Genomic DNA, 21,449 nt, shown 5'->3' on the forward strand with positions numbered 1-21,449 from the left:
ACATACTTTCGTAACGGGAGGAGAGAGCCATGGCTGATCCCCAGCGGGCCAGGAAGCTGGCCGACCGCATCAAAGAGGTCGTCGCTCGTCGCATCGATCGAGGCTTGAAAGACCCCCGCCTCGGCTTCGTGACGATCACCGACGTGCGCGTGACCGGCGATCTGCAGCACGCATCGATCTTCTACACCGTCTACGGCACCGACCAGGAGCGCGCCGACACGGCAGCGGCGCTGAAGTCGGCCACGGGCATGCTTCGCAGCGAGGTCGGGCGCAACATCACTGCCCGGCTCACGCCGTCGCTCGAGTTCATCCCCGACGCACTCCCCGAGAACGCCGCGAACATCGACGACCTGCTCGCTCGCGCACAGCAGCAGGATGCCGAGACCCAGCGTCTCGCCGCCTCGGCCGAGTACGCGGGCGAGGCCGATCCCTACGTCAAGCCTCGCTCTGCAGAGGACGACGACTGGGATGACGACGATGATGACGAGGACGACGACCTGGACGAGGACGACGAGGAAGACGACGTCGACGACGACTTTGAAGCCGGAGACGAGCGCGACGACGAGGTGTACGCGACCGACGACCTCGACCCCGACGCTGAGTTCGACGACGTCAATGACGCGGTCGTAGCGTCTGACGACGACCTCGACCCCGACGCAGACGACAACGACTGAACCGCCCGCTCAGAGCGGTTGGCGCAGCGCGAGGACTGAGCGCAATCGGGCCCGACAGCCGGCCCAGGGCAGCCCCCTCAGGGCAGCTCCCTCAGGGCAGCCGTCTCCGGCGCGCGCTCACCCAGCCCGCTCAGGGCAAGCGGTAGGCGTCGCCCTCTGAGACGGCGAGGCCGTCGCGCACGAGGGTGTCGATCGCGCGCGTGAGCTGTTCGGCATCCGGCCAGGCGCGTTCGAGTTCGGTTCTCGTCACGGGAATGTCGCTCGCACGCAGCTCGGCCATGACAAGGCCTCGCACCTGGCGATCGCTGCCCTCGAACCGTGCCTGCCCGCGCGCTCGCGGCCCGTCGTATGCGGGGTAGCCGGCGGCGCGCCAAGCGCAGAGCGCGTTGATGGGGCACCCGTCGCAGCGCGGAGCGCGTGCGGTGCACACGATGGCGCCGAGCTCCATGACACCCGCGTTCGTCAGCTGCGCTTGCCTGCGGTCGGTCGGCAGCAAGCGCTCCATGGCCTCGAGGTCGGCGCGGATGCGGGGTGGCCCCGCCTCGGCGAGACCTGCCACGGCGCGAGCGATGACCCGTCGCACATTCGTGTCGACCACCGGATGCCGCTCACCGAACGCGAAGCTCGCCACGGCCCGCGCGGTGTAGTCGCCGACGCCGGGCAGCGCCAGCAGCTGTTCGACGTCGCTCGGCACTTCGCCCCCGTGCCGCTCGGTGATCACCACAGCGGCTGCGTGCAGGTTCAGCGCCCTGCGCGGGTAGCCGAGCCGATGCCACATGCGCACGGCCTCGCCGGGCGGTTCCGCGGCGAGGGCGGCCGGTGTCGGCCAGCGATCGAGCCACTCGGCGAGCCGGGGCACGACGCGTGCGACCTGAGTCTGCTGCAGCATCACCTCGCTCACGAGGATGCCCCAGGCGGGGAAGCCCTGCTCACGCCAGGGCAGCTCGCGGGCGTACTCGCCGAACCAGGCGATGACGGCGTCGGCGATCGCGGCGGCCCGCACAGCGGCATGCTCATCCGCAGGCCCCGTGATGCGCTCTGTGGCGGCGACTCGCTCTGTGGCGGCGACTCGCTCTGTTGTGGCGACGCGCTCTGTGGTGGCGACTCGCTCTGTGGCGGTGCTGGTCGGAGGCCGCGTCGTCATCGCAACGGTCCGGTTGCAGCGGTGACCCGGTCGATGACCCGCCGCACTGGGAGGTGCCGACCGGAGGTCTCGACCTCGTGCACGAGCCGCAGCAGTTCCGTGTTCACCGGAACGGGCACCTCAGTGCCTTGCGCTGCGGCCACTACAGCCCCGTTCAAGAAGTCGATCTCGCTCCGTCGTCCGCGACGGATCGACTGCAGCGTCGATCCCGGGTTCGGAGTGGCGCCAAGGTACGCGCGGATGCGAAGCGGCAGCATTTGCCCGAGCGAGAGCGGCGCCCGGGCGACGAACGACAATCTGGCGTGGGTGAGGCCGTTGAAGGCCGCGAAGCGCACTCCTCTGGCAAGGCCGACGCGCACCGCCTCACGCATGCTGGCGGTCATGATGCGGCGCAGCCCAGCGTGCGAGATGACCTCCTGCACGCTCAGCCCGGTGATCGCGGGGAGCGCGTTCACCTGGTTGACGATCAGCTTGGTCCACTGAGCGCCTTCGAAGTCGGCGATGACCTCTGCCGGCATACCGGCCGCGTTCAGCGCGGATGCCGCGAGCTCCGCCGCGTCGGCATCCTGTGTGCCTCGGAACGCCCCCAGCACCGTGTTGGCTGCCGTGGTCACCCGCACATGACCCGGGGCGACGTACGAGGCGGCGATCATCGACAGTGCGCCGACGATGGGGGAGCCGGGGAGTTGCTCCGCCACCCGTTCCATGCCGCCCAGCCCGTTCTGCAGCACCACGGTCGGAGCGTCGCCGATGGCGCGGGCGTTGTCGCGGGCTGCGGCCTCGGCATCCATCGCCTTGGTCGCGATGATCACGAGCTCGGGCTTCGCCTTGAGGGGCAGCGTCTTCGCGGCCGAGACCCGCGCGGTGTACTCGCCCCACGCCCCGTCCAGCTTCAGGCCGTCGCGGCGGATCGCGGTGAGGTGCTCGCCCCGTGCCGCGACCCAGACCTCGTTGCCGGCTCGCTCGAGCATCGCCGCGATCGCGCCGCCCATCGCCCCAGCACCGACCACACCGACTCGCACGCCAACCAGCTTAGGCAGCCGCGGGCCCGGGGGGCCCTGCCTGTACACCGCACTGCTCCGCTGCGCCCCGCGGGGGCAGCATCCGCGCCACTTGCGCAAGTCCGCGCCAGCTGTACGTGGCGCGATTGCGAACAGGTGGCGCGCAAAGAGTCGGGCCGTCCGGCCGCCCAGCACGGTGCGATGGCACTCGGCGCGCGGGCAGCCCGAGCAACCCGGGCGGATGCCGTCACCGGTCACCGGTCACCGGTCACCGGGCGCGATCGCGGGCGCCGAGCGCGCGCTGCACCGGTCGCGTGGCGCAGCGACCCCCGCGCGCTGGGGTACCGTGCAAGGGTGACGCCTGCGATCGGATCCCGCAGCGGCATCCTGCTGCTCGACAAACCGCCCGGCATCACCAGCCATGACGTGGTCGCGCGAGTGCGCCGTCTTGCCGGCACTCGCAAGGTCGGCCATGCCGGCACACTCGACCCGATGGCCACGGGCCTGCTGGTGCTCGGCCTGAACAGCTCGACCCGCCTGCTGACGTACCTCGTCGGGCTCGACAAGGAGTACCTCGCCACCATCCGCCTCGGGCAGTCATCGAGCACCGACGACGCGATGGGCGAACTCGGCGAAGCGCACGACGTCTCGCACATCGACCCGGCCGCCATCGAGCGCGGAATCGCGGAGCTCACCGGCGACATCCTCCAGCGCCCGAGTGCGGTCAGCGCCATCAAGGTGGCGGGCCGGCGCGCGTACGACCGGGTCCGCGACGGCGAGACCGTCGAACTCGATGCGCGCCCGGTGACGGTGTCTGCGTTCGAGCTGCTCGAGACTCGCCGCGACGGCTTCATCGACCTCGATGTGCGTGTCGAGTGCTCGTCGGGCACGTACATCCGAGCTCTCGCGCGTGATCTCGGCGAAGCGCTCGGCGTGGGCGGGCATCTCACGGCGCTGCGCCGCAGCCGCGTCGGTCCGTTCATGGTGTCGGATGCCGCGACGCTGCCCGAGCGCCCAGCCCCCGGCTCGCAGCCGGCCGCCGCCGACACAGCAGCCCTCGCCGAAGCGCTGCTGCGGCCCGCAGACGTCGCCGCGAGCCTCTTCGGAAGCCTGCAGCTCACCGCCGAGCAGGCGCGCGACCTCGCCCAAGGCAAACGCGTCGAGGTCGACGCGGCAGACATCGAGTGCATCGCCGCCGTCACGCCTGATGGCGCCCTCGCGGGGCTCGTCGAGCTCCGCGGTCGACGGGCGAGGCCCCTGGTCAACTTCCCGACGGATGAGGTGCTTGCGTGATCGACTGGTTCACTTGGCTGCTTGCGGGCGTCTCACTGGTGGGCGGCCTCGCGTGCCTCGTGCTCGGAGCCATGGGGCGCAAGCCCAACGACTTCACGCTCGGTGCCGTGGTGCTGGTCGAGGCGCTTCTGCTCGCCCAGGTGGTGATGGCGATCGTCGCGCCCTTTCTCGGCAACCGCCCCACGGGGCATCCGGTCGAGTTCTGGGCCTACTTGATCTCAGCCGTCCTCATCCCGCCGCTGGCGGTGTTCTGGGGTCTCGTCGAGCGCAACCGATGGAGCACCATCGTGCTTGGTGTGGCGAGCCTTGCGATCACGATCATGGTGCTGCGCATGCACACCATCTGGTTCGTGCAGTTCGCCTGACCCGCTTAGCATTGACGGGATGAGCACTTCCGGGACGACGCGCGCCGCTGGGCGCAGCCGCGGTGTCGGCCGCGTGCTGGTGCTGGTCTACGCGATCCTCGCGCTGGGAGCCACAGGCCGCTCGGTCTTCCAGATCCTCACCAAGTTCGACGAGGCGCCGCTGGCGTACGTGCTCTCGGCCGTCGCCGCCGTCGTATACATCGTGGCGACGATCGCCCTCCTCGCTCCGGGGCGGATCTGGCGCGCGATCGCCTGGACGGCCATCAGCTTCGAGATGACGGGTGTGCTCGTGGTCGGAGTGCTCAGCCTGGCGCTTCCCCAGTGGTTCGCGCACCCCTCGGTGTGGTCGGGCTTCGGCATCGGCTACCTCTTCATCCCGCTCGTTCTGCCCGTGCTCGGGCTCGCCTGGCTCGCCCGCACTCGCGGCGCTGCGCATGAGCGGGTGACCGCCTGAGATGCGAGTGTTCACCTCGATAGCGGATGTGCCCGCCGGCTTCGGCCCGAGCGCCGTCACGATCGGCAAGTTCGACGGCGTGCACATGGGCCATCGCGCAGTCATCGACGAGCTCAAGAGGATGGCGGATGCCGAACAGCTCGTGCCGACCGTGGTGACATTCGATCGCAACCCGCTCTCGCTCCTGCGCCCCGAGTTGTGCCCTGAGCCCCTCGTCAGCAATGCCCAGAAGCTGGAGCTGCTCGAGGAAGCGGGCGTCGAGGCGACGCTCATGCTCACATTCGATGAGTCGTTGCGCGAGCAGACGCCCGACGAGTTCGTCAGTCGAGTGCTCGTCGATGCGCTGCGAGCGCGGATCGTATTCGTGGGCGGCGACTTCCGGTATGGCGTGAAGGGCAGTGGAGACATCGACACGCTGCGTGCCGAGGGCGCCCGATTCGGCTTCGATGTGCGTCTGGTCGACGACGTGCGAGAAGCCGGTCGGCGCGCGTCATCGACGTGGACGCGGGAGGCGCTCGCCGCGGGCGATGTCCGCCGGGCCTCCGAGCTGCTCGGTCACCTGCCGACGCTGCGCTCGGTCGTCGTCGCGGGCGAGAAGCGCGGCCGCGAGCTCGGGTTCCCCACCGCCAACCTGCGTCCCGACGTGGAAGGCTTCATCCCCGCCGACGGTGTCTACGCCGGATGGCTCACCATCGCGGGTGATCAGGAGGGCGAGGGAGTGCCGATGCCGGCGGCCATCTCGATCGGCAACAATCCCACCTTCGACGGCGTGCCCGAGCGGCAGGTCGAGGCCTTCGTGCTCGACCAGGACTTCGACCTCTACGGCCGAACCGTCGAGATCGCGTTCGTCGACCGCATCCGCGACATGCTGAAGTTCACGACGATCGAAGCGCTGATCGACACACTGCACGAAGATGTGCGGCGCACGCGCGAGATCATGGCGTCGGCGCCGCGTCCGAGTCGCTGACCGAGTCGGTCGGAAGGGCCGTGCGGCCGAACATCACCAGCAGGATCGCGGCGGCATCGCCACTGATCACGGGCCCTCGGCCCACCTGCCAGCCGGCATCCGCTGCCTTCAGTGTGTTTCTGCGCAGCACAGTGCGCAGAGCCACGGGCGCCGACATGGCGCGCGATCTCGCGACGGCTTCGCTGACGACCGGCGAGATCGAGATCGTGGCTCCCAGCGCGGTGGCGATGTCGAGCGCACCGATGACGGCGGCCGTGAGCGCCGGGAGGCTTCCCCTGCGACGGCCGCTCGCCCGCGAGGCAGCGACGTCGCGCAAGACCGGGGGCAGGGCACCTTTCGCCGCTGCGCGAGCGAGCCCGAGCTGCGCCGCGCTGCCGGTGTCGAGCATGGTGCGCGAGTACGCGCGCACCCGCTCCTGGGGCGAGGTGCCGAGGCGCCAGACGAGCAGTCCTGCCACCTCGCGGATGCTCCAGCCGCGGTGCATGCTCGGAAGCTCCCAGGCCTCCTCGCCCGCCTGCTCGAGCAGGTCGGCCACCTGCAGCAGAATGCCGCTGATATGCCGCGACCAGTTCGACGGACGGATGCCGGAGCGCGGCGCGTCGGGCTGCGTGTCGGCCGTGTCTTGCATCCGCCCCCCTGTCCTCGTGCCTCTCAGGGTAGCGAGCATGAGCCGCTCTCGCGGGCTCATACACTTGGCCTAGTGACCGATTCTCACCGCTTGCCGTTGTGGCATGGCCGCGGGCTCGCCCTCCTCAGCATCCTGCTCATCGCCGTCAACCTCCGCTCGGCGGTCGCAGCGGTATCACCGGTGGTCGAAGCGATCGGCGCCGATATCGACCTGAACGCGATGGTGCTCAGCGTGCTGGGCACGCTCCCGCCGCTAGCGTTCGCAACATCCGGGCTGTTCAGTCCATGGTTCGCCAAACGGTTCGGCCTCGAGGCCAGCCTGGCTGCAGCGGCCCTCGCCATGGCGCTCGCCTATACGATCCGCTCGCTGTCGCAAGAGCCCGCGATGTTCCTCACCTCGAGCGCGCTCGGTCTCGCGGCGGCGGGCGTGGGCAATGTGCTGCTGCCCCCTGTGGTGAAGCGCTACTTCCCGGATCGAATCGGCACGATGACGACCGCATACGTCATCGCGATCGGCATCAGCACGATGCTGCCGCCAGCTCTTGCTCTTCCGCTGACCGAGGCCTACGGCTGGCGAGTGAATCTCGGAGTGTGGGCGATCGTCGCGCTGGTCGCTGCCGTGCCGTGGGCGATTCTGTGGCTTCGGCACCGCGCCTCGGCGGCCGACGACGGCCCGGAGCTCGAATCATCGCCCGATCGGCTCATCGGGTCAGTGCGCCGCTCGAGGGTCACTTGGGCCCTGCTGATCATCCACGGGGTCTCCTCGGGCACCTCCTACTCGACCTTCGCGTGGCTGCCTCCAATGCTCGTCGCGATCTCCGGCTCGAGCGGCGCAGAAGCCGCGGCGCTGCTGACGCTCTACACCGTGGTCGGCGTCGTCTCGACCGCGGTCGGGCCGGGCCTCGCCGCCCGGTTGCGTCGCCAGGAGCTCATCATCGCCTTCGGCGGCGTCTCGCTCATCGCCGGGTACCTCGGCCTGCTTCTCGTGCCCGCGGTGGTGCCCTGGCTGTGGGTCGCGCTGATCTCGGTGGCGCAGGTGAACTTCTCGGTGATGCTGGCTCTCATCAATCTGCGCACCCGTGACCAGCGGGTCACGACTGCGGTGTCGGGCTTCGCTCAGGGCAACGGCTACATCCTCGGCGCCTCGTTCCCGTTCCTCGTGGGCGCCTCGCTCACACTCACTGGAGGGTGGCTCGCGCCGCTCGTGATGCTGCTCGTCGCCTCGGGCGGCGCGCTCGTCGGAGCAGTCATGCTGGCCGGCGGCCGGAAGGTCGACGACGAGCTGGCTTGAGCTCCGGCCCCGGGCGAAGGCGGTCAAGCACTTGCCCGCAGCGGTCCGCCTGGCTGCGAGCCAGGCGACGCACCGCCAACTTGCAGCAGTTGCGCGTACCTTGTACACGGTTGGGGCCGCAGCATACGCTCAGACCAGGCCACGGCCGACGCCCCTTCTGGAGGGAACCCGATGACACTCGAACACCCCGTCGCGCTCGCACCCGCCGACCGGGCGGTGCAGCTGCTCGGCGGCGATCTCACTGAGAAGAGCCTGCGCCTGCATCTCGAAGGGCTGAGCGGTGTGGATGCCGTCGGCCTCGAGCAGCGAGCCGCCTCGCTCGGCACGCGCTCCATCAAGACGACGTCGAAGGCCTGGGCCATCGACACCATCATCCGGTTGGTCGACCTCACCACGCTCGAAGGCGCTGACACTCCAGGCAAGGTTCGTTCATTGGTGGCCAAGGCCCTGCAGCCCGACGCCTCCGACCCCGGTTGCCCGAGGCCTGCCGCAGTGTGCGTGTACGGCGACATGGTGCCGATCGCGGTCGACGCCCTTGGGGCGAACCAGGGGCTCGACACCGGCGGCATCAACGTCGCCGCCGTGGCGACAGCCTTCCCCAGCGGTCGTGCCTCGCTCGCCGTGAAGCTCGCTGACACCCGTGATGCCGTGGCAGCCGGTGCCGACGAGATCGACATGGTGATCGACCGAGGAGCGTTCCTGTCGGGCCGCTACGGTCGCGTGTTCGATGAGATCGTCGCGGTGAAGGAAGCCTGCCGCCGTGACGACGGCAGCTACGCGCACCTCAAGGTGATCCTCGAGACCGGCGAGCTGAACACCTACGACAATGTGCGACGGGCGTCATGGCTGTCGATCCTCGCCGGCGGCGACTTCATCAAGACCTCGACCGGCAAGGTCTCTCCGGCGGCGACGCTGCCGGTGACGCTGCTGATGCTGGAAGTCGTGCGCGACTGGCACCGCCTGACGGGCGAGCAGATCGGGGTGAAGCCCGCGGGCGGCATCCGAACATCCAAAGACGCCATCAAGTACCTCGTCACGGTGGCCGAGACCGTGGGAGAGCAGTGGCTCACGCCGCACCTCTTCCGCTTCGGCGCTTCGAGCCTGCTCAATGATGTGCTGCTGCAGCGTCAACGCCTGCGCAGCGGCCACTACAGCGGCCCCGATTACGTCACCGTCGACTGAACGAGTTGGAAGCAGACACCATGGGATTCCTCGAGTACGCGCCCGCGCCCGAGTCGCGCAGCATCTTGCAGCTCCGTGATCGATACGGGCTGTTCATCGACGGCCAGTTCGTCGACGGAAGCGGTGACCCCTTCACGACGATCTCGCCGGCGGACGAGCAGCCGATCGCCGAGATCGCGCGCGCCGATTCTGCGGATGTCGACAAGGCCGTCGCCGCGGCTCGCCGTGCATACGACCAGGTGTGGTCGCGCATGCGCGGCAGCGACCGCGGCAAGTACCTCTTCCGCATCGCCCGGCTCGTGCAGGAGCGCGCTCGCGAACTCGCCGTCGCAGAGAGCCTCGACAACGGCAAGCCCATCAAGGAGAGCCGCGACGTCGACGTGCCGCTGGTGGCGGCCTGGTTCTTCTACTACGCGGGCTGGGCCGACAAGCTCGATCACGCGGGCCTCGGAGCCGACCCCAAGGCGCTCGGAGTCGCGGGGCAGATCATCCCGTGGAACTTCCCGCTGCTCATGCTCGCCTGGAAGATCGCGCCCGCGCTCGCGGCAGGCAACACGGTGGTGCTGAAGCCGGCCGAGACCACCCCGCTCACTGCGCTGCTCTTCGCCGAGATCGTGCAGCAGGCCGATCTGCCACCGGGGGTTGTGAACATCGTGACCGGCGCTGGAGACACGGGCGCCGCGATCGTCGATCACCCGGACGTCGACAAGATCGCATTCACCGGCTCGACCGACGTCGGCCGCGCCATCGCCCGCTCGACCGCAGGCACGGGAAAGAAGATCACCCTCGAACTCGGCGGCAAAGCGGCCAACATCGTCTTCGACGACGCGCCGATCGATCAGGCGATCGAGGGCATCGTCAACGGCATCTTCTTCAACCAGGGCCACGTCTGCTGCGCCGGCAGCCGCCTGCTGGTGCAGGAGAACATCCACGACGAAGTGATCGACCGCCTCAAGAGCCGACTCTCGACGCTGCGGCTCGGTGACCCTCTCGACAAGAACACCGACATCGGCGCGATCAACTCGAGCGAGCAGCTCGAGCGCATCCGTCAGATCTCCGCCATCGGCGAAGAAGAGGGCGCCGAGCGCTGGACCGCGCCCTGCGAGCTGCCGAGCCAGGGGTTCTGGTTCGCTCCGACGATCTTCACCAACGTCTCGACGAGCAACCGCATCGCGCGCGATGAGATCTTCGGCCCCGTGCTCTCGGTGCTCACCTTCCGAACGCCCGATGAAGCGATCAAGAAGGCGAACAACACGCCGTACGGCCTGTCGGCCGGCGTGTGGAGTGAGAAGGGTTCGCGCATCCTCGCGGTCGCGGATCAGCTGCGCGCGGGTGTCGTCTGGGCGAACACCTTCAATCGGTTCGACCCGGCATCGCCGTTCGGTGGTTACAAGGAGTCGGGCTTCGGGCGCGAGGGCGGCAGGCACGGGCTCGGCGCGTACCTCGCACCTGCTTCAGCGCCCGTGCGCAACCGGGTCCTCGCACCGACGGATGCCGGAGACGACGCGGGCCGCCCATCGCTCGAGACTCAGCCGGCGGCAGGCGCCACCGGGGCATCCGAGTCGGGGGCCTCCAGCGGTGGAAGCAAGCCCAAGTCGTCACGCTCGAAGAAGGGGGAGGCGAAGTGAGCCGTCTCGCAGTGCCCAAGACGTACAAGCTCTACATCGGCGGCCAGTTCCCGCGGAGCGAGTCGGGCCGCAGCTATGAGATCGTCGGAGCCGGCGACCGATTCCTCGCCAACGCAGCGAAGGCGAGCCGCAAGGACGCCCGTGACGCGGTGCGAGCGGCTCGCGCCGCCCAGCCTGGCTGGGCTCGAGCGACCGCCTATAACCGCGGGCAGGTGCTGTACCGGGTCGCCGAGGTGCTCGAGGGCCGGCGTGGGCAGTTCGCCGACGAGGTCGCGGCCGTCGAGGGCGTTGCAGACGCCGAGGCGCTGGCCGAGGTCGATGCCGCCATAGACCTCTGGGTCTGGTACGCCGGCTGGGCCGACAAGTTCGCACAGGTGATGGGCAATGCGAACCCGGTCGCCGGCCCGTACTTCAACATCTCGGTTCCGGAGCCGACCGGAGTGGTCGCCGCCGTCGCTCCGCAATCGCGGGGCACGAGCCTGCTTGGCATCACAGCCGTCGTCGCGCCCGCGATCCTCAGCGGCAACAGCATCGTCGTCGTCGCGAGCGAGCGAGCACCGCTCAGCGCGATCAGTCTCTCGGAAGTGCTCGCCACCAGCGACGTTCCCGGGGGAGTGGTCAACGTGCTGACCGGGTCACCCGCCGAGATCGCTCCGTGGCTCGCCTCGCATGCAGACGTCAATGCGCTCGACCTGTGCGGCGCCGAGCGGCTCGAATGGGTCGATCTGCAGATCGCGGCGGCGCAGACGTTGAAGCGGGTGCTGACCCCCGAGCCTGGAGTCCCCGCTGCGACGCTCGAACGCATCGGGTTCTTCACCGAGACGAAGACCGTCTGGCACACCAAGTCGATGCTCTGACACCGGCGCGGCAGCCGGTGCGCCCCGAATTGGGCATGTAACGAAACGGTAACGTTCGCGCTAGAGTGACGGCACCCGCAATGGAGCGGGCGCTGACCCGGAAGCGATCGATGCCAGACACTCCTTACCCTTCCCGCCCCAGTACCGCTGCCGAGCGAGCGTCCCGGCTCGGACGCCGCTCGCCGGTCTTTCGGGGCCGTTCGGCGGTGACGAGCATCGCGGCCGGGCCCGAGCGTCTGAAGCGCGTCGCCCTCCTGCTGCTCTCGCTCGCCCTGCTCGTCGGAAGCGTGCTGCAGCTCGGCGGCACGGGGTCCGTGCACGCGGCTGGAACCCTCGAGATCCTCCGAGCACCTGGCGAGGCCGGCATGGTGGCGGCGCATCGCGGTGACCGCTCCAACGCTCCCGAGAACACCCTGCCGGCGTACCTGGCCGCCCTCGACTCAGGCGCTCAGCTGCTCGAGACCGATGTGCGTCTCACCGCTGACGGAGTGCCCGTGCTCATGCACGATGCGACTGTTGATCGCACCACCAACGGTTCGGGCTGGGTCTTCGCGCTCGACTCCGATGCCCTTCGTGCTCTGGATGCCGGGTCGTGGCACGCCGAGGAGTTCGCCGGCACCCCGGTTCCGACCCTCGCTGAACTGCTGACGATCGCCGCGCCGACTGAGGCGATCCTGCTGCTGGAGCTCAAGGGCCGATGGGGTGCCGAGGGTGTGCGTCTCGTTCGCACCCTGGTCTATGAGCACGGGATGCATGACCGAGTGATGCTCGCCAGCTTCGACCGGAAGACTCTCCGGCAGGCGCAAATGCAAGCCCCTGAGCTGCCGCGAATCGTCGTGACATCGGGCGTTCCTCGCCGACCGCTCGAGCTCGTCGAACAGTACGAGGCATCCGCGTTCATGACTCGGGCGAAGTCGCTCATCGAGCACGATCGGGTGGTCGACGATCTGCACAGCGCGGGCGTCGCCGTGATGGTGTACACGCTGAACACACAGGACGACTGGGCTGCAGCGCTCGCGCTCGGCGTCGATGCGGTGGTGACAGACGCGCCGCGCGACCTCCGGTCCTGGTATGGAGGCGCGGGATGATCGCCCTTCGAGCGCCGTGGCAGATCTGCGCCCTGTGGGGCGTCGGAAGGCTTGGCTCACGTCGGCTCGCAGGCCATGATTGAACGCGGACCCGGGAGGAGCTCATGGGCGGAACAGACCGCGGCGCTGGCCGCAGGGTCGCTTTCCTCGGCGATGGACTGGTCGCTGATGGCCGCTGGCAGGAGTGGGTGCCCGACTACGACGTCTCGAACCTCGGCATCCCCGATGCCAAGGTCGAGCAGGTGCTCGAGGCGCTCGACAGAGTCGTCGACGATCAGCCGGATGCTGTCGTGCTGCTGGCCGGGCCGACAGACTTCGACCGGCGCGGCAGCACGGTCGAGCACGTCGTGCGCACTCTCGAGTCGATCCTCGTCGAGGTCCGACGGCGACTGCCCGGCGTGCGGCTGCTGCTGATCTCGGTCGTGCCGGGCGATGAGCGAAGTGCCGAACGTCGTCGCGAGGCGAACCGCCATCTGTGGCAGTTCGCGGCGACGGTGCGCGCCCAATACCTCGATCTGTGGCCGGCGTTGAGCGACAAGTCCGGCGAGCTCACCGCCGAGTACCGGGGCCAGGGCGGTGGGCTCTCCGCTGCCGGGTACGACGCCTGGGTCGCGGAACTCCGTCCCGCGCTCGAGCGGCTCTGGGACGGGCCTCCCATGAGTCGGCCGATCAGCATCGTCGAGTTGTAGCGGTGCGACGGCTCGTCATCGCCTTGCTCGTCGCAGGCGGGTTGCTCGCCGCAGCCGGCACGCCGGCGACGGCAGCGGCAGCGGCTGCGGCGCCGGTGTCGGCGCCCGCGTCCAACGCGGGGAACGCGTCAGCGAACGCCGTCTCTGCGCTGCCGGCAGACGTGAACGACTTCGGGTTCGACCGTTTCGAGGCCGACTACGAACTAGGCGTCGACGACGACGGGCGCTCGACGCTCCGCACCACCGAGACGCTCGTCGCGCGCTTCCCCGAGCGCGATCAGAATCGCGGCATCCGCCGATCGATCCCGACCTGGTACGACGGCCACCCCACTGATCTCACGGTCGAGAGCGTGACGGATGCCGATGGCAACGACCGCGCTTTCGAACTGGAGGAGGACGACGAGGTGATGCACATCACCATCGCCTCCAACGATTACGTGCACGGCATGCAGACGTATGTGATCACCTACACCCAGCGCAACGTCACGCGCTACTTCGCCGACACCGCTTCCGACGAGTTCTACTGGGACACCAATGGCCTGGACTGGCCGCAACCGTTCGCGGTCGTGACCGCCCGGGTGCACCTCGAAGAGAGTCTCGTCCCGCGACTGACGGGACTCGCGAGTTGCTACCGCGGCGCCGAGGGCTCGAACCAGCGCTGCGACATCGTGCAGAGCGGCAGCACCTTCGAGGCCTCGGCTTCCGGCATCCGGCCATACGAGAACGTGACCATCGCGATCGGCTTCGAGGAGGGCACGTTCACGCCCCGTGACAATGGCTATTTCGCGAGCTGGGCAGGCTGGGCGCAGTTGCTCGGCACGCTCCTCGCTCTGGCTGGGCTCGTCTGGGGCGGGATCCTCTGGTTCACTCGCACTCGTGACGCAGATGGCCGACCGGTCATCGTCGCCGAGTACGCCCCGCCGAGAGGGGCGACTGTGCTGCTCGCGGCTGATGTCGTCGGCCGCTCGAGCAAGGCGGTGCCGGCGCAGCTCATCGACCTCGCCGTGCGCCGCAAGCTCCGCATCATCGAGGAGCGACCGGAGGCGAGATCCGGTCGGTACGCCGTGGAACTCGTGGACGCCACGGGCATGAACGAGCTCGAGCTCGAACTCGTTCATGCCGTGTTCGGCGCAACGGCGCGCGCTGGTCAGCGCCAGACGCTCTCGAGCAGTGACACGCGGGTCGGCAAGCGCGTGCAGAAGGTGCAGTCGGCCATTCGCAAGCAGACGATCAAGGCGGGCCTCCGGCGACGCACGAGCATGCGAGAACTCATCTGGCCGTTCGTGCTGGCCCTCCTGGGGGCCGTCATCGCGTTCGTGTGCATGATCGCGTTGTTCGACGATGCGCGCGGTGCCTTCTGGCCGCTCCTGCCCGCCGCGGTGGCGGTGCTGGCGGTGATCGGCGCGGCCGCGGCGGTGTTCCGGGCGCCGTTGACCTCGCAGGGCGCGGAGTTCCGCGACCATCTGCGGGGCATGGAACTGTACATCAAGGTCGCCGAAGCCGATCGGCTGCGAACCTTGCAGAGTCCTCAGGGGGCGGAGCGCCGACCGGTCGACCCGAGCGACCGCGAGCAGATGCTGCACCTGACCGAGCGGATGCTGCCATACGCCGTGCTGTTCGGGCAGGAGAAGCGGTGGGCAGCCGAACTGGCACGCTACCTCGACCGTGAGCCCGATTGGTACTCGGGCAGCGCGCCCTTCAGCGCCGCGGCATTCGCCGGCGGCATCGGCGCGGTGACGTCGGCGGTGTCTTCCGCGTACACGTCGAGCAGCACGAGCGGCGGCTCTTCCGGCGGCGGATCCTCCGGTGGTGGCGGAGGCGGCGGGGGAGGCGGGGGAGTCTGACCCGCTGCGCCCCCAGGATCCCGTCGATCCCTGCAGCGGCACCGGGTGAATCGACCGGGCTTCCATTCGGCATAGGCTTGAAACGATGACCGAGTACCGCACCCCGGCGCGACGACGAACCGCGTTGCTGCCGGCGATCCTTCTGGTGCTCGCTCTGCTGATCGGGGCCGGGTTCAGCGAGACTGACGGGTTCACCGTCGTGCGGTACGTCGTGAGCATCTTCGCCCTGATCATGGTCGTCTTCGCGCTTCAGGCGAAGAATTGGCTGTTCCCGCTCCCGCTGCTGGCGATCGCCGTGCTCTGGAATCCGGTATGGCCCATCGATCTCAGGCCTGACCTGTGGCGGGCGCTGCACTACATCGCCGGAATCGTCGTCGTGCTCGCGGGCGTGTTCATCAAACAGCGCACCGACGCCTGAAACTGCGCGTAGACTAGTTGCAGCACGGCCGCCACCATCCGAGTTCACGGTTGGGTCTGGGGCCGGCCAACAGTTTCTCACCGTCGTTCCTGCCTTCCGGCGAGTCGGCGGTATCGCACCGCAACGGTGGACAGGTGTCCGCCGCCCAGCCATCGCGGGGAGATGGCACGAGGAGGAGCATGGCCATCGGCCAGCGTCAAAGGCAACACAATGGCGGTCGCGCGACCACGCGCCGTCGCGCTCACGGCGACGAGGGCGGGGTCATTCCCGTGCTCGCGAAAGTCGCGCGCGAAGTCGAGGCAGCGGCCCAGCGCGGGCCGCTCAAGTCGGCAGGCCGGGCGAAGTTCCAGGTGGCCGCGCTGCTGCTGCGCGAAGAGCGCGCCCGGGTCAAGCACTCGACCGAACTGACGGATGCCGCGCGCCTGAACGAACAGAAGCGGCTCGACGGCCTCGCCGGCATCCTCGCCAAGACTGCGGCCCGCGACACGTCGCTGATCGCCCTGCTCGGCGAAGACGCCCCGGTGACCACAGCGGCGCGCGAGCTCAAGCGCGACCTGCTCATGGCGGCGGGCGTGGAGTTGAGCCCGGACGATCTCATCATCGTCACCGAGCCGGAACCCGTCGAAGAACGCCCCGCGCGCGACGTGGTGCCCGAGTCGGTGCGACAGTACGAGCGGTACAACCCCTTCCTGGCTCCCGACTTCAGCATCGCTCCCACGTCGAAGCCGCAACTGAGCGGTCGTCTGAACAACTGGGAGCTCATCGACCCGCTGTTCCGCGCGTTCGAATACGGTGCGGGCGGCGGCAGCGCCGTCATGGACCTGCCCGAACCCGGTTCGCTCGATGCGCCGGGCGACCTGCACCTCATGCCGCACCAGGGCCGCTTCATCGAGGCCGCCCGCCAGGGTCACCGCACCTTCCTGCTCGCCGACGAACCGGGCCTGGGCAAGACCGCCCAGGCACTGCTCGCAGCCGAGGCCTCCGGCTCATACCCTCTGCTGGTCGTCGTGCCCAACGTCGTCAAGATGAACTGGGCGCGCGAGGTGCAGCGCTGGACGCCGCACCGCACCTCCACCGTCGTGCATGGCGACGGCCACGATCTCGACGCGTTCGCCGATGTCGTGATCGTCAACTACGAAGTGCTTGACCGCCACGTCAACTGGCTGTCGAAGCGCGGGTTCAAGGGCATGGTCGTCGACGAGGCGCACTTCATCAAGAACCGCGAGTCGCAGCGGTCGAAGAACGTGCTGTCACTGTCGAAGAGCATTCGTCAGCGGCATCCGAACGCGCTCTTCATCGCGCTCACCGGAACGCCGCTCATCAACCAGGTCGACGATTTCCGCATGATCTGGCAGTTCCTCGGCTGGATCGATGAGAAGAAGCCCCTGCCGGAACTCATGAAGCGCCTCGAAGACACCGAGCTCACTCCGGCAGACTTCGGGTTCTTCGCTGCCGCGCGCCAAGCCGTGATCGACATGGGCATCGTTCGCCGCAAGAAGATCGACGTCGCCGCCGACATTCCCGCCCGGCGCATCGCCGACATCCCCGTCGAGCTCGACGATGATCTCGGGCGTTCCATCCGGGATGCGGAGCGCGCGCTCGTTGCGCGGCTCGTGGAGCGCTACCGCCGCGTGCTTGCGAACCGCGACGAGCAGCCGATCGGCATCGACCACGCGCTCGTGCGCCTCGTGGCCAACGCGGAACTCGAGGAATCGAAGTCGCAGTCGTCGGGCGAGAACGTCTTCACCATGGTGCGCCGCATCGGGCAGGCGAAGGCCGTGCCCGCCGCCGATTACACCGTCAACCTCGCCCGCAACGTCGGGAAGGTGGTGTTCTTCGCCAAGCACATCGACGTCATGGATGCCGCCGAGCAGCACTTCGCGAACAGCGGCCTGCGCACCGTGAGCATTCGCGGCGACCAGACGGCTGTGCAGCGTCAGAAGTACGTCGACGCGTTCACGGAAGACCCGGAGGTCGCGGTCGCGGTCTGCTCGCTGACTGCGGCGGGAGTCGGCCTCAACCTGCAGGTCGCATCCAACGTCGTGCTCGCCGAACTGAGCTGGACGGATGCCGAGCAGACGCAGGCGATCGACCGTGTGCACCGCATCGGTCAGGAACTGCCGGTCACCGCGTGGCGGATCATCGCAGCGCAGACCCTCGACACGAAGATCGCCGAGCTCATCGGGAGCAAGGCCGGTCTCGCCGCGAGGGCTCTCGACGGAAGCGACGCCGAGGTGCTCGCAGAAGGCTCGCTGCAGCTCGAGGCGCTCGTCTCCCTCCTCGAGGAGGCGCTCGCCGAGGCACCCGCGCTGTGAGGTCGCGCCCCGACGGCGGTTCGTAGCCCCGACGCTTGCCCTGGCCAGCGCCGATAGTGTTGACGCCATGTCGAGATATGTGCGCGTCACGCGCTTCGGCGGGCCTGAAGTGCTCGAAGTCGTCGACGACACCGAACCTCATGCCGGCAGTGGGCAGGTGCGCGTACGCGTGCACTTCGCGGGCGTGAATCCGGTGGATCGCAAGATCTTCGCGGGTGGCGAGACCGCCGCGCGCTGGAACGCCGTGCCCCCGTACATCAATGGCAACGACTATGCCGGCGTGGTCGACCAGGTCGGTGCCGAGGTCGACGGTGTGCGCTTGGGCGACGCGGTCTTCGGTGGCGCCCGGCATCTGGCGCAGGCCGACTACGTGGTGGTCGACGCCGACACAGTGCTGCACAAGCCCGGCGGGCTCAGCATGCAGCAGGCCGGCGCGCTCGACATCGCCGGCCGCGCCGCCATCGCGAGCGTGCGCACGCTGAGGCTCAGTACGGATGACACGGTGTTCGTGAGCGCCGCAGCGGGAGGGGTCGGCGTGCTGGCGGTGCAGCTCGCACGCCTCGCCGGTGCGACTGTTATCGGCGCGGCGGGTCTGCACAACCACGACTTCCTGCGATCACTCGGAGTCATCCCGGTGCTCTACGGGGAAGGCATGGTCGAGCGCATCCGGGATGCTGCACCGGCCGGCGTCACCGCGGCGCTTGACTACCACGGCGTGGAGTCGATCGATGCGGCGCTGGAACTCGGCGTGCGGCCCGAGCGGATCAACACCACCGCCGCGAAGACGTACCGCCCCGAACTCGGAATGCACACGGTCGGAGGGCAGGTCGCCACGCCCGCCGAGCTCGAGCGGCTTGCCGGTTGGATCGCTGACGGCTCTGTCGTGCTGCCCATCGAAGCGGTGTACCCGCTCGAGCGCGTGCGAGAGGCCTACCAGCACCTCGCGCAGGGCCACTTGCGGGGGAAGCTGGTGCTCGATCTGGGCGCTGAGAGCGAGCCGACCGGCAGCTGAGAGCCGTCGGGCCTCGCTCTGTCCGAGCAGCCCGAGTGCTCGCTCAGGCGAGCGAGGTCTCGCTCGCCATCACTTCGCGGCCCTCGCCGCTCGGATGCGCGCCCGCCACGTCGATGATCCAGGCGTAGTCGAAGGCGCGTTCCTCCCAGGCGCGATACCGTCCCGAGACTCCGCCGTGCCCCGCGGCCATCTCGGTCTTCAGCAGCGCGTCGGCACCGACTGTCCGCAGCTTCGCGACCCACTTGGCGGGCTCGACGTAGTACACGCGCGTGTCATTGAGACTCGTCACGGCGAGAATGCGCGGGTACTGCTGCTCTCGCACGTTCTCGTAGGGCGAGTACGACTTCATGTACGCATACGCCTCGGGGCTGTGCAGCGGATCGCCCCATTCCTCCCACTCGATGACGGTGAGCGGTAGCGACGGATCGAGGATCGTGGTCAATGCGTCCACGAACGGAACTCCGGCCAGGATGCCGGCGAACAGCCCCGGCGCCTTGTTCGCGATGGCGCCCATGAGTAGACCGCCCGCGCTGCGGCCCTCGGCGACGAGCCGATCGGGGGTCGTGTAGTCCTCGTCGATCAGGTGCTGGGCGCAGGCGATGAAGTCGAGGAAGGTGTTCTTCTTGTGCATCAGCTTGCCTTGCTCGTACCAGTGCCGGCCCAGCTCTCCACCGCCGCGCACGTGCGCGATGGCGAAGATCATCCCTCGATCGAGCAGGCTGAGGCGGGCGACGCTGAAGCCGGGATCGATGCTGTGCTCGTACGACCCGTAGCCGTAGAGCAGCATCGGTGCAGGCGTGCCCGGTGTCACGAGATCCGCCCGGTAGACGAGCGAGATGGGGATCATCGTGCCGTCGTCTGCCTCGGCCCACTCCCTCCGCTGCTCGAACAGCGACGGGTCGTAGCCGCCGAGCACCGGCTGCCGCTTCAGCATCCGCAATTCGCCCGTGTCGATGACGTAGTCGTAGACGGTGGAGGGGGTCACGAAGCTCGTGTATCCCAGGCGCACGACAGGTTGGTGCCACTCCGGATTGCTGCCGACCCCTGCGGTGAACAGGGGCTCGTCGAAGTCGATCTCGCGCAGCTTTCGCTCGCCGCTGGTCGCGATGGCGACTCTGGTCAGGCCGTCGCGACGGTACTCGACCACGATGTGGTCGCTGAAGGCGTCGACGCCCTCGAGACGGATGTCGTCGCGATGGGCCATGAGCACGCGTCGCTCGCCCTGCGGGTCGTCGGCAGAGACGCTCACGAGTTCGAAGTTCGGCGCCTGGTCGTTGTGCACGATGAGCAGCCGCTGCTCGCCATCGACGACCGCATGCTCGATCTCGTACTCCACGCCCTCGCGCCTGGGCCAGACGACCGTGAACTCGCCCTCGGGGTTCTCGGCATCGAGGGTCCATGCTTCGCTGGTCGTGTTCGAGCCCAGTTCGATCACGAGGTACTTGCGGCTGCGCGTCAGCCCCGCGCCGACGAAGAAGCGCTCGTCGGGCTCGTGGAACACCGAGACGCCGGCGCTGCTGTCGCTTCCGACGGCATGACGCCACACGGTGTCGGGGCGCCACGCCTCGTCGACGGTCGTGTAGAACACCCACCGCCCATCCGGTGAGAAGAGCGCACCATGTCCGGTGCCCTCGATCACATCGGGGAGGTCATCACCGATCTCGACGGATGCCGCGGGGTGGTCCTCGGCGACCTCGCCGAGCTTGCGGATCCGCAGCGTGTACCGCTCGTCGCCTTCGACGTCGACTCCATACAGCAGCAGGGACCCGTCGTCGCTCACGTCGAAACTGCCCAAGGAGTAGAAGTCGTGGCCCTCGGCCTCAGCGTTGTCGTCGAGGAGGACTTGCTCGCCGATGAGGCCGTCGTCGCCCTCGGTGATCGTCGGGGGAGCCCAGTCGTCGGGACCGCTGATCGGCGCACGGCAGTGGACGCCGTACTGCTTCCCTTCGAAGGTGCGGGTGTAGTACCACCACTGACCCTGACGTACCGGGACGCTCAGGTCGGTCTCGAGCGTGCGCGACTTGATCTCATCGAAGATCTGCTGGCGCAGTGTCGCGAGGTGCGAGGTCTCCTGCTCGGTGTATGCGTTCTCGGCCTCGAGGTGGGCGATCACGGCCGGGTCGGACTTGTCGCGCAGCCACTCGTACGGGTCGACCACGATGTCGCCGTGGTGGATTCGTTCGGTGGGCATCTGAGGTGCGATCGGCGGCTCCAGCTCCATTCCCTCAGCGTAGCCGCGGGGTGCAACGCGCAGCGAGGACCAAGCAGTGAACGCAGATGTCGTCGCACCTAGAGTGGAGCGATGCGTGAAGCCGGTTCAGCTCGTGCCGCAGCGCGCCGATCTCGGGCGCCCTGGGCGATGGCGGCGACGGTCGCGTTCGGGCTCGCACTGATCGCGGGAGTCGCGCTCAACCGTCTCTCGCTCGGCGTGCTGGTGGGCGTGCTGCTCGCCGGGGCGATCGGCATCACGTGGTTGCGCCGCCGGCTGGGTCGAGCACCGACCCGTGGACGATCTCGCCGGTCGCGCGGCGCGCGATAGCTCCACTGAAGACTCATTCACTGAACGCGTTCATCGGCGAGATGGTGCCAAGTGCGGGCCG

The 21,449-nt window shown here is 68.7% G+C and carries 19 protein-coding genes and 1 pseudogene; 16 read left to right on the plus strand and 4 right to left on the minus strand.

Annotated features, from left to right (window positions below; all coding sequences use genetic code 11):
* Positions 1–29 precede the first annotated feature (29 nt).
* Positions 30–503 (plus strand): annotated as a pseudogene (rbfA, locus tag QF206_RS00845) (30S ribosome-binding factor RbfA); the annotation flags it as partial.
* Positions 504–804: 301 nt separating this feature from the next.
* On the opposite strand, the gene QF206_RS00850 reads toward rbfA, so the two are convergent.
* The gene (locus QF206_RS00850; protein WP_281488096.1) at positions 805–1,677 is read right to left on the minus strand and encodes an HhH-GPD family protein; all 873 of its coding nucleotides are present in this window, start codon (positions 1,675–1,677) and stop codon (positions 805–807) included.
* A gap of 137 nt (positions 1,678–1,814) precedes the next feature.
* Positions 1,815–2,840, minus strand: coding sequence for a ketopantoate reductase family protein (locus QF206_RS00855; protein ID WP_281487307.1), 1,026 nt, complete (start codon positions 2,838–2,840; stop codon positions 1,815–1,817).
* Between the two features lie 333 nt (positions 2,841–3,173).
* Between QF206_RS00855 and truB the strand changes: the two genes are divergently transcribed.
* The 4 genes from truB to QF206_RS00875 are packed head-to-tail and all read left to right on the plus strand — an operon-like array spanning position 3,174 to position 5,898.
* A complete protein-coding gene (truB, locus tag QF206_RS00860; protein WP_281487308.1) occupies positions 3,174–4,112 on the plus strand; it encodes a tRNA pseudouridine(55) synthase TruB in 939 nt (312 codons plus the stop codon).
* On the plus strand, positions 4,109–4,477 hold the full coding sequence (locus QF206_RS00865; protein WP_281487309.1) for a hypothetical protein: 369 nt from the start codon (positions 4,109–4,111) through the stop codon (positions 4,475–4,477). Before truB ends, QF206_RS00865 begins: the two co-directional genes overlap by 4 nt.
* A gap of 19 nt (positions 4,478–4,496) precedes the next feature.
* Complete coding sequence (locus tag QF206_RS00870) at positions 4,497–4,931, plus strand: hypothetical protein (RefSeq protein WP_281487310.1); 435 nt, start codon at positions 4,497–4,499, stop codon at positions 4,929–4,931.
* Between the two features lies 1 nt (position 4,932).
* Positions 4,933–5,898, plus strand: coding sequence for a bifunctional riboflavin kinase/FAD synthetase (locus QF206_RS00875; RefSeq protein WP_281487311.1), 966 nt, complete (start codon positions 4,933–4,935; stop codon positions 5,896–5,898).
* On the opposite strand, the gene QF206_RS00880 is transcribed toward QF206_RS00875, so the two are convergent.
* A complete protein-coding gene (locus tag QF206_RS00880; protein WP_281487312.1) occupies positions 5,867–6,526 on the minus strand; it encodes a hypothetical protein in 660 nt (219 codons plus the stop codon). The two genes, QF206_RS00875 and QF206_RS00880, sit on opposite strands and share 32 nt — an antisense overlap.
* A gap of 72 nt (positions 6,527–6,598) precedes the next feature.
* Here QF206_RS00880 and QF206_RS00885 point away from each other — a divergent pair, with 72 nt between their 5' ends.
* From QF206_RS00885 to QF206_RS00930, 10 genes are all read left to right on the plus strand, one after another.
* Positions 6,599–7,816, plus strand: a complete 1,218-nt coding sequence (locus QF206_RS00885) for an MFS transporter (RefSeq protein ID WP_281487313.1) — start codon at positions 6,599–6,601, stop codon at positions 7,814–7,816.
* A 171-nt stretch (positions 7,817–7,987) separates the two neighbouring features.
* Positions 7,988–8,998 carry a deoxyribose-phosphate aldolase gene (gene deoC, locus QF206_RS00890; RefSeq protein ID WP_281487314.1) on the plus strand — a complete coding sequence of 337 codons (1,011 nt, stop codon included), beginning with the start codon at positions 7,988–7,990 and terminating at the stop codon, positions 8,996–8,998.
* A 20-nt stretch (positions 8,999–9,018) separates the two neighbouring features.
* On the plus strand, positions 9,019–10,626 hold the full coding sequence (locus tag QF206_RS00895) for an aldehyde dehydrogenase family protein (RefSeq protein WP_281488097.1): 1,608 nt from the start codon (positions 9,019–9,021) through the stop codon (positions 10,624–10,626).
* On the plus strand, positions 10,623–11,483 hold the full coding sequence (locus QF206_RS00900) for an aldehyde dehydrogenase family protein (RefSeq protein ID WP_281487315.1): 861 nt from the start codon (positions 10,623–10,625) through the stop codon (positions 11,481–11,483). The genes QF206_RS00895 and QF206_RS00900 overlap by 4 nt, the downstream gene beginning before the upstream one ends.
* A 206-nt stretch (positions 11,484–11,689) precedes the next feature.
* On the plus strand, positions 11,690–12,571 hold the full coding sequence (locus QF206_RS00905; RefSeq protein WP_281487316.1) for a glycerophosphodiester phosphodiesterase: 882 nt from the start codon (positions 11,690–11,692) through the stop codon (positions 12,569–12,571).
* A gap of 104 nt (positions 12,572–12,675) precedes the next feature.
* Positions 12,676–13,260 (plus strand): GDSL-type esterase/lipase family protein, encoded by a 585-nt coding sequence (locus QF206_RS00910; RefSeq protein ID WP_281487317.1) that lies wholly within the window; start codon positions 12,676–12,678, stop codon positions 13,258–13,260.
* A 2-nt stretch (positions 13,261–13,262) separates the two neighbouring features.
* Positions 13,263–15,104 carry a DUF2207 domain-containing protein gene (locus QF206_RS00915; RefSeq protein ID WP_281487318.1) on the plus strand — a complete coding sequence of 614 codons (1,842 nt, stop codon included), beginning with the start codon at positions 13,263–13,265 and terminating at the stop codon, positions 15,102–15,104.
* Between the two features lie 85 nt (positions 15,105–15,189).
* Positions 15,190–15,522: a DUF6804 family protein gene (locus QF206_RS00920; protein WP_281487319.1), complete on the plus strand. Its 333-nt coding sequence runs from the start codon at positions 15,190–15,192 to the stop codon at positions 15,520–15,522.
* Positions 15,523–15,701: 179 nt separating this feature from the next.
* On the plus strand, positions 15,702–17,837 hold the full coding sequence (locus QF206_RS00925; RefSeq protein ID WP_281487320.1) for a DEAD/DEAH box helicase: 2,136 nt from the start codon (positions 15,702–15,704) through the stop codon (positions 17,835–17,837).
* A gap of 67 nt (positions 17,838–17,904) precedes the next feature.
* Positions 17,905–18,849, plus strand: a complete 945-nt coding sequence (locus QF206_RS00930; protein WP_281487321.1) for an NADP-dependent oxidoreductase — start codon at positions 17,905–17,907, stop codon at positions 18,847–18,849.
* 43 nt (positions 18,850–18,892) lie between these two features.
* On the opposite strand, the gene QF206_RS00935 is transcribed toward QF206_RS00930, so the two are convergent.
* The gene (locus QF206_RS00935; RefSeq protein ID WP_281487322.1) at positions 18,893–21,070 is read right to left on the minus strand and encodes a S9 family peptidase; all 2,178 of its coding nucleotides are present in this window, start codon (positions 21,068–21,070) and stop codon (positions 18,893–18,895) included.
* 81 nt (positions 21,071–21,151) lie between these two features.
* On the opposite strand from QF206_RS00935, the gene QF206_RS00940 reads away from it, so the two are divergent.
* Positions 21,152–21,388, plus strand: coding sequence for a hypothetical protein (locus QF206_RS00940; protein ID WP_281487323.1), 237 nt, complete (start codon positions 21,152–21,154; stop codon positions 21,386–21,388).
* Positions 21,389–21,449: the final 61 nt, after the last annotated feature.

Source organism: Ruicaihuangia caeni, from assembly GCF_029952955.1.
Lineage (GTDB): Bacteria > Actinomycetota > Actinomycetes > Actinomycetales > Microbacteriaceae > Ruicaihuangia > Ruicaihuangia caeni.